General features: G+C 69.6%; 12 protein-coding genes. 8 read left to right on the plus strand and 4 right to left on the minus strand.

All coding sequences use genetic code 11. From position 1 onward, the window contains the following. Positions 1–3 precede the first annotated feature (3 nt). The 4 genes from AC3ERS_RS02655 to AC3ERS_RS02670 all read left to right on the plus strand — a co-directional run bounded on the left by AC3ERS_RS02655 (position 4) and on the right by AC3ERS_RS02670 (position 4,634). The gene (locus AC3ERS_RS02655; protein WP_431963054.1) at positions 4–1,551 is read left to right on the plus strand and encodes an ABC transporter substrate-binding protein; all 1,548 of its coding nucleotides are present in this window, start codon (positions 4–6) and stop codon (positions 1,549–1,551) included. A 271-nt stretch (positions 1,552–1,822) separates the two neighbouring features. Continuing rightward, complete coding sequence (locus AC3ERS_RS02660) at positions 1,823–2,488, plus strand: trypsin-like serine protease (protein WP_431963056.1); 666 nt, start codon at positions 1,823–1,825, stop codon at positions 2,486–2,488. A 136-nt stretch (positions 2,489–2,624) separates the two neighbouring features. Then, positions 2,625–3,098 carry an SRPBCC family protein gene (locus AC3ERS_RS02665; RefSeq protein ID WP_431963058.1) on the plus strand — a complete coding sequence of 158 codons (474 nt, stop codon included), beginning with the start codon at positions 2,625–2,627 and terminating at the stop codon, positions 3,096–3,098. Positions 3,099–3,161: 63 nt separating this feature from the next. Next, the gene (locus AC3ERS_RS02670) at positions 3,162–4,634 is read left to right on the plus strand and encodes a vWA domain-containing protein (protein ID WP_431963060.1); all 1,473 of its coding nucleotides are present in this window, start codon (positions 3,162–3,164) and stop codon (positions 4,632–4,634) included. A gap of 59 nt (positions 4,635–4,693) precedes the next feature. On the opposite strand, the gene AC3ERS_RS02675 is transcribed toward AC3ERS_RS02670, so the two are convergent. Further along, positions 4,694–4,969 (minus strand): hypothetical protein, encoded by a 276-nt coding sequence (locus tag AC3ERS_RS02675; protein ID WP_431963062.1) that lies wholly within the window; start codon positions 4,967–4,969, stop codon positions 4,694–4,696. Between the two features lie 231 nt (positions 4,970–5,200). On the opposite strand from AC3ERS_RS02675, the gene AC3ERS_RS02680 reads away from it, so the two are divergent. Then, a complete protein-coding gene (locus AC3ERS_RS02680) occupies positions 5,201–5,494 on the plus strand; it encodes a hypothetical protein (RefSeq protein WP_357454087.1) in 294 nt (97 codons plus the stop codon). Positions 5,495–5,560: 66 nt separating this feature from the next. Here the strand turns inward: AC3ERS_RS02680 and AC3ERS_RS02685 are convergent, their stop codons facing one another. Then, complete coding sequence (locus AC3ERS_RS02685; protein WP_431963064.1) at positions 5,561–5,998, minus strand: group II truncated hemoglobin; 438 nt, start codon at positions 5,996–5,998, stop codon at positions 5,561–5,563. A gap of 178 nt (positions 5,999–6,176) precedes the next feature. On the opposite strand from AC3ERS_RS02685, the gene AC3ERS_RS02690 reads away from it, so the two are divergent. Next, positions 6,177–6,656 carry an SgcJ/EcaC family oxidoreductase gene (locus AC3ERS_RS02690; protein ID WP_431963066.1) on the plus strand — a complete coding sequence of 160 codons (480 nt, stop codon included), beginning with the start codon at positions 6,177–6,179 and terminating at the stop codon, positions 6,654–6,656. Positions 6,657–6,778: 122 nt separating this feature from the next. On the opposite strand, the gene AC3ERS_RS02695 is transcribed toward AC3ERS_RS02690, so the two are convergent. Then, entirely contained in the window at positions 6,779–8,800 is a 2,022-nt protein-coding gene (locus tag AC3ERS_RS02695; protein ID WP_431963068.1) for a TerD family protein, read from the minus strand. 133 nt (positions 8,801–8,933) lie between these two features. On the opposite strand from AC3ERS_RS02695, the gene AC3ERS_RS02700 reads away from it, so the two are divergent. Then, positions 8,934–9,431 (plus strand): hypothetical protein, encoded by a 498-nt coding sequence (locus tag AC3ERS_RS02700; protein ID WP_431963070.1) that lies wholly within the window; start codon positions 8,934–8,936, stop codon positions 9,429–9,431. 6 nt (positions 9,432–9,437) lie between these two features. On the opposite strand, the gene pabB is transcribed toward AC3ERS_RS02700, so the two are convergent. Further along, complete coding sequence (gene pabB / locus AC3ERS_RS02705; RefSeq protein WP_431963072.1) at positions 9,438–11,771, minus strand: aminodeoxychorismate synthase component I; 2,334 nt, start codon at positions 11,769–11,771, stop codon at positions 9,438–9,440. Between the two features lie 80 nt (positions 11,772–11,851). On the opposite strand from pabB, the gene AC3ERS_RS02710 reads away from it, so the two are divergent. Then, positions 11,852–12,916 carry a phosphotransferase family protein gene (locus AC3ERS_RS02710; RefSeq protein ID WP_431963074.1) on the plus strand — a complete coding sequence of 355 codons (1,065 nt, stop codon included), beginning with the start codon at positions 11,852–11,854 and terminating at the stop codon, positions 12,914–12,916. Positions 12,917–12,943: the final 27 nt, after the last annotated feature.

Genomic DNA, 12,943 nt, shown 5'->3' on the forward strand with positions numbered 1-12,943 from the left:
CCGATGCCGCGACCGTGGACGGACTGGGTGCGGCTGGGTGCGGTGGTGATTCTGGTGGTGGGCACACTGAGCGGGATCGCGGCCCGCGAGCCGCTGCGGCGGCTGGCCACCTGCAACGACGGGTGGCCGAGCGCGGCGGCGTGGGCGGCGGGCGGCGAATGCGTCGGATTGTCCGAGGGGCCTTACGCTTTCGGGCTTCCCGCGTTCGACCACGTGATGCGTGTGATCGACGAGCAGAACCGCACTTCGGCCGAGGGATGTCTCGGCACGCCGGTGACCGTGGGCGTGCTGCTGACCATGACCGACGAGCTGGCGGGCAGCCGCGCGGTGCACGAATTGGAGGGGATGGCCACCGGTCAGCGCCGGGCCAACGACACCGGATGTGTGCATCCGATGCGGCTCGTCGTCGGCAATCTCGGCGACTACGGCGGCGAGGGCGCCGCGACGGCGGTCGCGCGAGAACTGGCGCAGCGCGGCGATGTGGTCGCCGTCGCGGGCGTCGGGCTCAGCGACCAGACCACGGCCGAGGTCGCCGATCTGCTTGCCGCCGAGAAGATTCCGATGGTGTCCGACCTGGTCACCGCCGAGGGTTTCGATCAGTCCGGCTCCGCGGGCGACGATCCGGATTTCACTCGATGCGACGAGGACATCACCTATCCGCATGGCGTCGGCAAGGACTACTTCTACCGGGTCGCGTTCCGGGTGGCGGTGCAGGTCCGCGCGCTCGGCACGGTGGCGCCTGCCAGGCCGGATTTCGTCATGGTCCCCACCGGCGGGTCGGACCCGTACACCTGCACGACGCTGCCCTTCCTGCACCGGCAGTACGGCGGCGACCCCCTGCTCGAGGTGAAGTTCGACGCCGAGGAGCCGACCACCGTCTTGCAGACAGCCCGGCGCGTCTGCGCGACAGCCAAGGACGTGACGATCGCTTATCTGGCTCGCGGACGCGACCTCGGACGCCTCCTCTACAGCCTGGACGAGGCCTACACCAACGGGCAGTGCGCGGCCACCTCGATCACGGTGCTGAGCACCTCCGACGGAAATCGCCTGCGCACCACGGAATCCGATCCCGCGCTGGAAGACCTGCGCAGCAAGGCGCTGAGCTCGCCCAGCTTCACCGGCGGGCGCGTGCGTCTGCTGTTCACCCGCGTCGCGGGCGCCGACGGACCCGAGCAGGGCAATCCGCAGTGGTCTGCCTTCGAAGAAGCCTATGCCGCAGCGGGATTCGATCTCGCGCACATCGGCGACGGCTGGGCGGTCAACGCCTACGACGCGCTGAGCACCGTCGTGACCGCGGTGCGCGCGCTACCGGCAGCGTCGACGGTGCAGCGCAGTCAGGTCAACATCACCATCGGTGGTTTCACCTCGCCCGAGCTGGCGGTGGCCGGTGCGGGCGGCCCCATCGTCTTCGACAACAGCGGCAACCGGGCCGGTGCGGGCCCCGCGGTCGTCCGGCTGTGCCCGGCGGGCAGCGCAGGCGGTCGGCCGTACGTGCCGACCGTCGAGGCGAAGCCAGGCGAGCCGACCCCCGAGTGCCTGCGTGGAGCGTGATTTAGCAAGGGGCGCTGAGGATTCGACGCCAAACGAAGCTGTCGTCAGTGCGTGATACGGTACGGCGCGGACGGCGAAAGGCCGTCCGTACGGGGTGAGGGGGAGTGGGCGAGTCCGCCGCGTGATCCGTGCTTCGGTTAGTCGATCGTCGTGCGCGTCGGGGCGCGCGACGGTCGGCTCGTCCGAGGACGCGTGGCGAGCCTTCCGCCGATCGGGCGCATCGAGTTACCCGGGCCGACCGCGCCTCGGCCACGCACGAGGAAGCGTGAACATGAACTACCGCAACAAGCTGACGCAGCTCCTGCTGGCGACGGCGTTGGCGACGGGTCTCGGCGCGGTGTTCCCCGCCGTCGCGCAAGCGCAGGGGGTCGCCTATCCCGGCATGACGATCACCACCGGCGAGAGCATCTGCTCGGTCGGCGCGACCGGGCACATGGGTGAGGCGAAGTACGCGGTGACCGCCGCGCACTGCTTTCAGGAAGGGCGGCGCGTCTACGACGAGAACGGCCGCCTGATCGGCTGGTACGAGCAGAGCTACGGTGACGACGCCACCATCGGCGGGATCGGTTTCGCGCTCATCCGGCTGGCCGCTGGGGTCGGGGTCTCGGCCTCGCTCGGCAACTTCGGCATCGAGTCCACCTACACCGATGCTCGAGTGGGACAGGAGGTCTGCCACGTCGGCTGGGCAACCAACTGGACCTGTGGCCGGGTCAGCGAGGTCGGCGACACCTTCTTCATCGCGGATTTCGCTGCCGACAAGGGTGATTCGGGCGGCATCGTCTACTTCCCGACGCCGCAGGGCCGCGCAGCCTTTCTCGGCATCGTGATCGGCACCCTGGAATCCGGTGGCGTGCTGGTCGAGTCGGCCAACTATCTGCGCGATACCATCGACGCACACGCCCAGGGGCCTGACCACTTCCGTTGGTACGTAGAGTGATTCGGAAGATGAGCGGGCTGACCGCCCCGCTCTCCCGCGGCTGTCGCGATCACGTGTGCGCGTTCCGATCTTGGGCGCTTGTCGCCGGTTCCGCCTACCCTCGACATCGGCGGGAAACGGTGGAAGGGGAGTAATCATGGGCCATCTCGAGCACTCGGCGACCGGCCGCGCGCCGGTGGATTTCGCGTTCGCGTACGTGGCCGACTACCGCAATGTGCCGAAGTGGCTGTTCGGGATTCGGCATTACACACCGGTCGGGGAGCAGACCTCCGGTGCCGGCGCGGTATTCGACACGACCGTGCAGCTGGGCCCGACCACCCTGAATCTGCGTGTCGAGATCGTCGAATGGGAAGACGGCGCGAAGATTTCGCTGCACGCGATCAAAGGTATCGAGGGCACCGTCCGATGGGGCTTCGAGTCCGTCGGCGAGGACAGCACCAAGATCGACGTGGTCGTCGACTACCGGGTGCCGGGCGGATTGGCCGGACGGGCGCTGGACAAGATCATTCAGGCGTTCGTTGGCCCGGCCATCCGGCACACCGAGAAGAGTCTGCGCGAGCAGATCCTGGCCGCACATCGGGCGTCCCTGGACAGCACATCCGAGCGCTGAGAACGATCCGGTCCCCGGGACGCCTGTCGTACGCTGAGCCGGGCGCGACGGCAGGAGTTTTCGGTGGGCACATCCTTGGTCAAGGGTCAGAACGGACCTGTGGCGGCGGCGCGGGTCGTGGTGTCGGTGCGCACCGAGGCGGCGGTCGACCTGTCGGCGCTGCTGGTCACCGAATCCGGCACGGTGCGCTCCGACGCGGACTTCGTGTTCTTCAACCAGCCCGTCGCGCCCGGCGTCGAGCTGACCTCGGGATCGCCCGCCGCGCTGGCGATCTCCCCCGGAGCGCTGCCCGGTGAGATCGCGCAGGTGCGCGCGGTGCTCACGCTGGACGATCCCACCGACACCTTCGGACGCTACGCGCCGCCGGTCGCGACCGTCGCGGACGACCGGGGAAACATGCTGTACGAGTACGTGATCGAGGGGCTGGGGGCCGAATCGGTCGTGATCGCCCTCGAGCTCTACCGGCGAGGTGAGCAGTGGAAGGTGCGTGCCGTCGGCCAGGGGTACGCGGGCGGGTTCGCCGCGCTGGTCACCGATCACGGAGTGGTCGTCGACGACGAGCCCGACCCGTCGCCGAGCGCCGATCCGGCATCGGCGCTGCCGACTGCGCCTACTTCACTTCCCGCGTCGCCGCCCGCGACACAGTCTCGAGCGGCTGCGGACGACTCGGCTGTCCGGCAGACATCGAGCCCCCACATCGCGGCGGCCGGTACGGCGCCGTCAGCGACTGTTCCGGCATCCGAATCCGTTCCGACGTCCGGGGAATCCGGATCCGCCCTGACACAGGCCAAGCAGCCTCTCGAGCCGGACGTGCGCACCGTGCCGGGCGAGGCGACGCTCTCCTTCGAGAAGCGCACCGTGCTCGATCTGCGCAAGCGCGAGGTCGCCAAGGTGCTGATCGACCAGGACGCGCTGGGTGTCCGGGCGCGAGTGGTGCTGGTCATCGACAAGACCGGCAGCATGGTCAAGCAGTACCGGAAGAAGGTCGTGCATCGTGTGGTGGAGCGGATGATCCCGGTCGCCACCCAGCTCGACGACGACGGGACGCTCGAGGCCTACCTTTACGCGCTGTCGTACACCAGGCTGCCCGATATCGCAGTGGCCGAGGGCGATCGCTGGTCGGAGACCTACCTGCACCTCAGCGGCACGCACGCGGGCATCGACTACAGCGGGCTCGGCGGCCGCAACGACGAGTTGCCGATCATGCGCGCCGTCATCGATACGCTGCGGCCCGGCGGCCGTCCGACGCTGGTGTTGTTCTTCACCGACGGCGGGTTCGCCAAGAAGCCGGAGATCACCGCCCTGATGCGGGAAGCGTCTCGGCTGCCCGCGTTCTGGCAGTTCGTCGGGCTCGGCCAGGCCAACTACGGACTGCTGCGCAGTATCGACGAGATGGACGGCAGGCTGGTCGACAACGCCGGATTCTTCGCGCTCGACGACATCGACCGCGTCGACGACGCCCAGCTCTACGCCAGGCTGCTAGGCGAGTTCCCGCAGTGGTTGCGCGCCGCGCGGGCCGCGGGCGTGACCAGCTGACCCGCGCCGCCGTGTCTTCCGGAGCGCACCCGATGACGAAGCCCAGCCGATGACAAAGCTCAGCCGATGACGGCGTTCATGATGGTGCCCGCGCTGGTGGCGACCACGCCGCCGATCATCGCGCCCGCCACCATCTTCGGCGATTCGAGGCCGCCGCCCGTCCACTTCTCCCAGGCGAACCGGCCGCCCGCGTAGATGATGCCGCAGACACCCGACAACAGAACGAACCAGGTCAGGTAGCGGACGAGCTGGAGGATCTTGTCGGACACCGGCGGCGCCTCGGGCGTCGGATTACCGATCTGCGCCAGGGTGTCGTATGCGATGGCCAGGATCATCGTGTGCTGCTCATTCCGGGTTCGGGACAAGGAGAATCGCTGTAAAGGATGGTATCCGGTTCTGCGGCGTGGCGCAGAAGCCTCGTGCCGCGACGCGGACGCCGCTCGACCGTGCACACAGACGCCGTTGTCGTCCAGCGTCTTGCGAGCGGACGGGTCCATCCGGATCATGGGTGGAGCGTGGTGGTCGACCCGGCTGCCACGAACCGGTGAATCCCGAGGTAACCAACAGTGAGCATGATCTTGATGTCGGTCGGGGACACGTATTCCATCCTGGCGCAGATCGGTAACCCGACTCCCGAGGCGCCGCCGTTGTCGGACAAGCTGATGCAGTTCGTCCGCTACGGGACCTGGTTCGCGATGCTGTCCGGCGTCACGAGCATCATCTACGCGGGCGGCCGATTCGCCTGGGAGAAATGGTCCGGCGGTGCGCTCCAGTCGCCGAAGATGGTGGCGGGCGCGATGCTCGGAGGCGTCGTCGCCACCAGCGCGGGCACCATCATGAACGCCGTCGTCGGCAGTTGACCTGGACCGAGCGCACATTCCGGATATCCGCTCGGCGACCGGTGCGTGCCCCGGGCAACGGGCCGCTCAGCCCTCCCAGGTCCAGAGCGGCACCGCGCGGATCGGGTGCAACTCCCCGTCGGTCTGCGCGTGCGAGTTCTGCTGCGCCACTTGCGCACCGAACTCCACGTGCGAACGGACCGCGTCGCGGAACGCCTCCGACTCCAGCAGGCCGGCCTCCTCGAACGCCTCCATGTACAACTCGGCGAAGCGCTCGCGCTGTTCGTCGGTGATCTTCAGGTGCCGGTGCACCGCGATGAGGTAGTCGAACCCCAGTTCGCGGCTGAAGCGATCCGGGCCGCCGAACGATTCCGAGGTGAACCAGGTGAGGTGGTCGACGTGGGTCGGGAGACGCTCGGGGAACAGCGACTTCAGCACCGGATCGGCGAGCACCTTGTCGTAGAAGGCGGACTCCACTCGGCGCAGCGCCTCCTCGCCTCCGGCGTGTTCGTACATGCTCGTCATGGGTGACCTCCACTGCGTGCGGGCTGCGCTACCCATTAGAGTCCCGCGCACCGGAGGATGCGTCCGATTTCGCCGAGAGCGGACCCGAAATCCATGTTTTCTCAGGGTGATTCCCGATATCCAGGCCCGTGTTCCGAGCTCACTATCGATGCGACGGGAATCGATCAGGGGAGAAGAAATGACAGATCGGACCAAGGACGAGGCGCTGATCCGCGAGGTGGTGGCGCGCGCCGCGCAGGCGTGGGACGACAACGACGCGACGGCTTACGCGGCCGAATTCACCGAGGACAGCGACTACGTGGCGTTCGACGGGACGCTGCTGCGCGGGCGGGAGGCGAACCGCGACTTGCACGCCGGGCTGTTCGACGGAGTGTTGTACGGCACCAGGATGGACGGCGCGATCGAATCGATCCGCTTCCTCACCGACGACGTCGCCGTCATCCACGGCACCGGGTCGGTGGTGTTCGCCTGGCAGCGCGAGGTGCCCAAGGGACGGCGCTCCCGCAATACCTGGGTGCTGGTGCGCACGGCGGACGGCTGGCAAGTCGCCGCGTTCCACAACACGCGGGTGCGGCCGGTCCCGGGGGAGGGGCCGGTGGTGCGGTTGTTCGGTAACTACGTGCGTTGGCGGACGGAACGGGCGCGCGCGAAAAAGTAGCGGGCGACGGCCGGGGAGAACATCGGTCTGGCAGCCGGCTGACCAACGTTCTGCGCGAGTGTCATCGGCGCACGACCCTGGCGATCGCTGCCTTCGGAGGCCTGCGGCCGCCGCCACAACCCTCAGATCCGCGCGCCCTTCGCGCGATTGCAGGCGCGGCAGAGGATCTGTAGGTTGCTCGCGCTGGTCGCGCCTCCGCGGCTGAGCGGAATGACGTGGTCGAACTCGAGGTAGTGACCGCTGCCGCACTCGACGCATTTGCCGCCGTCGCGCTGCCACACCTCGGCTTTCACCTCCTGCGGGATGCTGCGCGTGTCGCGCTGCCCCGGCGTGAGCACCAGGCGCTTCGCGACCCGCAGCGCGCCTTCCAACGCGGCCGCGACGTAATCGGGGTCGGCGACTTCGAAGCTCGCGCCGCCGCGCGCCGAGGTCGCCGCGATCGCCACGACACCGGCCTCGATGTGCACCGAGACGACCCGCGACCAGGGCATCTCCACGCCCGCGCCGCTGCCGACGAAGCGGAGCTTCTTGTTGCTGGCGATCAGCCTGCCCTCGGTGAGTTTCGGGCCGCGGGCCAGCTGGCGCACGTGCGTGGCGACCAGGTCGAGATGCACCTTCTCTTCCGAATCCAAGTGCAGGCCGGGCGTGCGGACCACCGGCAGATCGCCTTCACGCAGCCTGCACAGCGTGCGCCCGCGATGCATCCGCCTGCGCAGATCCTCGACCAGCGGGCCGGTCAGCGCCAGCTCGCCGACAGCGCGTTCGAAGGTGTCGTATTCGTCCTGCTGGATCGCCCCATCCGCGAACGCGAAGGTGACCAGCCGCTCGATGTAGCTGAGTCCGACCTCGCGCAGCGCCGTGCGGCCGATGTTCTCGTCGATGCGCTGGTAGCGCAGCGACGCCCACAGCGCTTCCCAAGGCTCGCCCTGCGGACCCGACGCGACCAGCACCCGCCAGGCTCGGGTGTGCCAGTGGGTGAGGAACTCCTCGATCTCGGCCTCGCAGAACTGGCAGGGCACTGCGCCGCCGAACAGCTTGCGGCGCAGCGTGTTTCCGCATCGCGCGCAGGCCCGTGGGCCGGCTGGGGTGCGGCGGAAGGTCGCCGAGGTCCATTCGGCGCCGTCCCACCAGCGCAGGCGCGATGGGTCCTCGGGGTCCGGATGCCAGTCGGCGCGTTCGGGATTCGGCGGTGGTGGCGGCGGGGCCGGTTGCCGCGTCTGCCGCGTCAGATCGACGCGCTGGGGAGTGCGCGCGGGCCCGCCCGCGGCGGAAGGCTCGAATGCGGTGGAGCTCACAGGGGCGGGTGTCGAAGCGGCTGCGGCGGATTCACCGCGAGGCGGCGCTTGCCGCGAGACCGCAGGAGGGCGTAGCGCGCCGTCCTCGTGGTGCGTGGAGGTCGCCGCGGCCTCCGCGTGTTCGGCCGCCCGCCGCGGCGCGGTCTCCGGGACCGGCCGCGTCGGGTAGGGGGCTCCCGAGGGCAGATGCCGGTCCTGCGGTGAGGACGGTTCGGTGGCCGGTCGTGCGTTGCGCGGCGGAGCGGTGTCGTGCGCGGCAGGTCGTTCGCGCTCGGCGTCCCGCACGCCACCGGGGTGCGGCCGGGCGAACGGATCCGAGGGTCGCGGGGTGCGAGCCTGCCGGGGCGAGTCGTCGACCGCGACGCCGAACTCGGTGACCAGCCCGGCCAGGCCGCTGCTCCAGCCCTGACCGATGGCGCGGAACCGCCAGCGACCCTCGCGGCGGTAGAACTCGCCGAACATCATCGCGGCCACCGCGTCGGCGTCCTCGATGTCGAAGCGGGCGACCGGTCCGTCGGCGGCGAAGACGGTCACCGTCAAACCCGCTATGTCGCCGAATGTTCCGTGGTCGAGCGAGCCGCTGACCACGATCCGGTCCACGTCGCTCTCGGTGCGCGGCAGCGAGACGCTCAGCCGCGCGGTCCCCGGCGCGGGCTCCTGGTCCACGGTCACCGCCTGTGACATGTGCCGAGGCGCGTTGTAGAACACCAGATCCCGGTCCGTGCGCACCGTGCCGGTGCCGTCGAGCAACAGCGCCTGCGCGTCGACGACATGCTCCGACCGCCATGAAACGACCACGGCTAGAAGGGATGTCGGTACCGGCGCGTGCGCGCCCTTGCTGAGTTTCATCGTGCTCGAATATTGCCACGCCCCTCCGACACGCCGAATTCGTCGGGTCCGCGCGCAGGCGCGCCGAGGCGACACAGACCGGGCGGTCGGGGAATTACCGGTGTTCGGGCGTCCGGTCGGGCACAGTAGTGCCATGACTACCCCGAGGGGGTCGGGCCGCAAGAAGCAGACCCCGAAAACAGCGGGACCGCGCGTCCCCGGCCCCGCGGAGATCCTGGCGGCCGCGCAGTCGGCGGTCGAGGCGGCCCAGTCGGTCGCGGGTCAGGCGCTGGAATCGGCGCAGCTGACCGCGGAACATGCGTTCGACGCCGCGGTCCGGCTGCCTCCGGCCTCGGCCCAGCTGGCCGCGCAGCTGCCCGATCTGCTCGAGAACCTCTCGCTGGCCATCGACCGGCTCAACGCGACCATCGACCGGCTCGACCGGACGCTGGCGCTGGCCGACCCGGCCTTCGCGGCCTACGACCGGCTGCTGCCGCGGTTGGAGGCGATGATCGGCCTCGGCGAGGACGTGCTCGGCAAACTCGCCCGGCTGCCCGGCATTTCGTTGCTCGGCAAGGTGACGGGATTGGGCGGCAGGCGGCCCGGTGACGAGGAGCCGCCGCCCGCGCCGCCGAAAAAACGGCGGCGCTGACCGGATTCAGCGGGCGGCGGCGCGATAGGCGGCCGCCGCTTTCAGCAGCACCTCGCGGTACTCCTCCTCCGGGTCGGAGTCGAGGACGATCGCGCCGCCCGCGCCGATGCGCCACTCGCCGCCGTGCCGCACGGCGGTGCGGATGACGATGTTCAGATCCGCCGTGCCGCCGAGCCCGAGGAACCCGATGGTGCCGGAATAGACGCCGCGTGCCTCGGTCTCCAGTTCGTCGATGATCTCCATGGTGCGCAGTTTCGGCGCGCCGGTCATTGAGCCGCCGGGAAAGCAGGCGCGCAGACAGTCGACCACGTCGACGTCGGGGCGCAGCGTCCCGCGCACCGTCGAAACCAGTTGGTGCAGTGTCGTGTACGTCTCGGTGGCCATCAGCTTGGGCACGTGCACGCTGCCGATCTGGCAGACGCGGCCGAGATCGTTGCGCAACAGGTCGACGATCATCAGGTTCTCGGCCCTGGTCTTGGGGCTGTCGGCGAGCTCGCGGCGCAGGCGCTCGTCCTCGGCGGGGGTCGAGCCCCGCGGCGCGGTGCCCTTGATCGGTTTGCTCTCCACGGTGCGCGCCCGGTCGACCTTGAGGAAGCGTTCCGGCGAGGAACAGGCGATCTCCAGGTCGTCGAAGCGCAGGAACGCCGCGTACGGGGCCGGGTTGCAGCGGCGCAGGGTGCGGTAGAAGTCGAGGCCCGCGGTGTCGGCGGCGACGGTGAGGCTGTCGGTCAGGCAGATCTCGTAGGACTCGCCCGCGTGCAGCCGGTCCAGGCAGACGTCGATGTCGGCGAGATAGCGCGCGCGGCCGCGGGCGAGCAGCCCCCCGACCGCCGTGATATCCGAATCGACCTCGAGCGTAGGCGGATTCGACCAGGTCGGCAGGGCGGCGAGCGCCTCGGCGGTGTCGCGCAGCCAGTCCGCCGCCGCGCGCGGGGTGTCGCCTGCGGGATCGGTGAGGGCCAGCAGATGGGTGCGCCCGGCGACATGGTCGACCACGACCAGCCGGTCGGCGAAGATCCACTGCGCGTCGGGCGTCGGGGCGCGGTGCGCCGCGTTCGCGCCGCAGTCGGCCTTCACCTCGTACCCGAGATAGCCGACGTACCCGCACGCGAAGTCGAACGGCAGATCGGGGATTTCGGCGGTGCGCCAGCGCAATTCGGCGGCCAGGTAGTCGAGCACGTCGCCCGCGACCGTCCGGCGGTCGCCGTCGGCGGTCTCCACCACCACGGAACCGTCGCCGACGCGGTACCGGACGACCTCGGCCAGCGGCCCGCTCGCGTCGCCGAGGAAAGAGAAGCGGTCCAGGCCGGGTTCGACATGCTCGCTGTCCAGCCAGAACGCGGTGGGCGAATCGCGGTACAGCCGCAGGAACGCGGCCTCCGTGTCGACGGCCCGATCGATGATCTCGTGGCGCAGCTGCCACGGACGCTCGGGTTCGCCGCTGCGGTAGGGACTTTCGCTCTCGGGCTCCGGCGACATTCGGGGCGGCGTCTTGACCGCGCCCGGCCCGAGGTCGATCACCGTGCGCTCGGTGGTGAAGCCGGAGGTGTCGGTCGGCCAGGCGGGAGCATCGGTCGCGCGGGCCGGTCGGTGGCGGGTCGCCGCGGCCGAAAGGGATGCCGTCGCCGGGAGTCGTGGAGCCGTGGTGACGTTCGCCGTTTCGGCCGTTCGCGGGAGTTCGACCGTCGCCGCCCGGCCGCGCCCGGCCGGTACGCCGACGGGTCTGAGTCGAGTGCCGGTGGTATCCGATCGTTCGTAGTGCGCCGCGGTGAGTTCGGCGAAATTGCGCAGCAGCGTGGCGCCGTACTCGCTGGCGATGGACTCGGGATGGAACTGCACGCCCCACTGCGGTCTGACGCGGTGGCGGACGCCCATGATCACGCCGTCGGGCGTGCTCGCGGTGATCTCCAGGTCGTCGGGCAACGGACGGATCGCGCACAGCGAGTGGTAGCGGACGGCGGTGAAGTGCTGCGGGAGACCGGCGAACAGGTCGCTGTTGTCGTGGCCGATCTGGTCGAGGTAGCCGTGCCGCGCGATCGGGGCAGGCGCGACGAGACCGCCCGCCGCCACGACGATGCCCTGGTGGCCGAGGCACACGCCGAGCAACGGAAGCTCGGTGGTGGCGATGACGGCGGCGGAGATGCCCACGTCACGGGCGATATCGGGACGCCCGGGGCCGGGGGAGACGACGACATTGGCGAAGCGATGCAGACCCAGCCGGGCCGGGTCGTCGGCCTCGTCGTTGCGCACGACCGTCGGCTCGACGCCGTTCACCTCGCTGATCAGCTGATACAGGTTGTAGGTGAACGAGTCGTAGTTGTCGATCAACAGCGTGTGCATGGTGTGCCAAACCCTACGCCTGGCCCGGCGGCACGAACTGTTGTCACATGCCTTCAGTTGCTGGGGGTGGGTGGTGCAGAATGTGGGGCATGTCTGTTGCGCAACCGGTCGAAGTGGATCGCGAGGTCGTCGATTTCGCGATCGTCGGGAAATGGATGGAAGAGCAGGGCCTGCCCGGCGGCGCGTTCGAGGGGGTGACCTCGCTGGGCGGCGGCACGCAGAACATCATGCTGCGGTTCCAGCGCGGCGGCGGGGACTACGTACTGCGGCGCGGGCCGAAGCATCTGCGCGCCAAGAGCAATGAGGTCATCCGTCGGGAGGCGCGGCTGCTCGGCGCGCTCAGCGGGACCGGCGTCCGCGCGCCCGAGGTCGTCGCCGCCTGCACCGACGAGTCGGTCATCGGCGCGGTCTTCTATCTGATGGAGCCGATCGTCGGCTTCAATCCGCAGAACGAGCTGCCCGAGCTGCACGCGAACGATCCCGAGATCCGGCGGCAGATGGGCCTGTCCGCGGTCGAGGCGATCGCCCGGCTCGGCGCGCTCGACTACCGGGCGCTCGGCCTGGAGGATTACGGCAAGCCCGAGGGGTTCCTGGAGCGTCAGGTGCCGCGTTGGCTGGGCGAGCTCGAATCCTATTCGGCCAATGAGGGTTACCCGGGTCCGGAGATTCCCGGCGTGCAGCAGGTCGGGGAGTGGCTGGACCGCAACCGGCCCGTGAACTGGACGCCGGGCATTCTGCACGGCGACTGTCACCTGGCCAACATGATGTTCTCCTACGAGGGGCCCGAGGTCGCGGCGATGGTGGACTGGGAGATGTCCACCATCGGTGATCCGCTGCTCGACCTGGGCTGGCAGATCGCGACCCGGCCGGAGCCGGGCACCACCGGCGCCGCGCTGATCGGCAAGCTGGGAGCGGTCGGCGATCTGCCGACCCCGGCGGAGATGGTCGAGCACTACGGCCGGTTCTCCGAGCGCGATCTGAGCCACGTCACCTGGTACACCGTGCTGGCCTGCTTCAAGCTGGGCATCGTGCTGGAGGGCACGCACGCGCGCGCCTTCGCGGGTAAGGCGCCCAAGCAGGTCGGCGACTTCCTGCACGCCATCACCCTGGAGCTGTTCGAGCGGGCGCATCGTCTGATGGAGTGACGGACCGTATCTCGACGAAGTCTGGCC

Source organism: Nocardia sp. bgisy134 (assembly GCF_057708325.1).

Coding starts and splice junctions, on each gene's coding strand:
- AC3ERS_RS02655 (WP_431963054.1), top strand. CDS start 4: ATGCCGCGACCGTGGACGGACTGGGTGCGGCTGGGTGCGGTGGTGATT.
- AC3ERS_RS02660 (WP_431963056.1), top strand. CDS start 1,823: ATGAACTACCGCAACAAGCTGACGCAGCTCCTGCTGGCGACGGCGTTG.
- AC3ERS_RS02665 (WP_431963058.1), top strand. CDS start 2,625: ATGGGCCATCTCGAGCACTCGGCGACCGGCCGCGCGCCGGTGGATTTC.
- AC3ERS_RS02675 (WP_431963062.1), bottom strand. CDS start 4,969: ATGATCCTGGCCATCGCATACGACACCCTGGCGCAGATCGGTAATCCG.
- AC3ERS_RS02685 (WP_431963064.1), bottom strand. CDS start 5,998: ATGACGAGCATGTACGAACACGCCGGAGGCGAGGAGGCGCTGCGCCGA.
- AC3ERS_RS02690 (WP_431963066.1), top strand. CDS start 6,177: ATGACAGATCGGACCAAGGACGAGGCGCTGATCCGCGAGGTGGTGGCG.
- AC3ERS_RS02695 (WP_431963068.1), bottom strand. CDS start 8,800: ATGAAACTCAGCAAGGGCGCGCACGCGCCGGTACCGACATCCCTTCTA.
- AC3ERS_RS02700 (WP_431963070.1), top strand. CDS start 8,934: ATGACTACCCCGAGGGGGTCGGGCCGCAAGAAGCAGACCCCGAAAACA.
- pabB (WP_431963072.1), bottom strand. CDS start 11,771: ATGCACACGCTGTTGATCGACAACTACGACTCGTTCACCTACAACCTG.
- AC3ERS_RS02710 (WP_431963074.1), top strand. CDS start 11,852: ATGTGGGGCATGTCTGTTGCGCAACCGGTCGAAGTGGATCGCGAGGTC.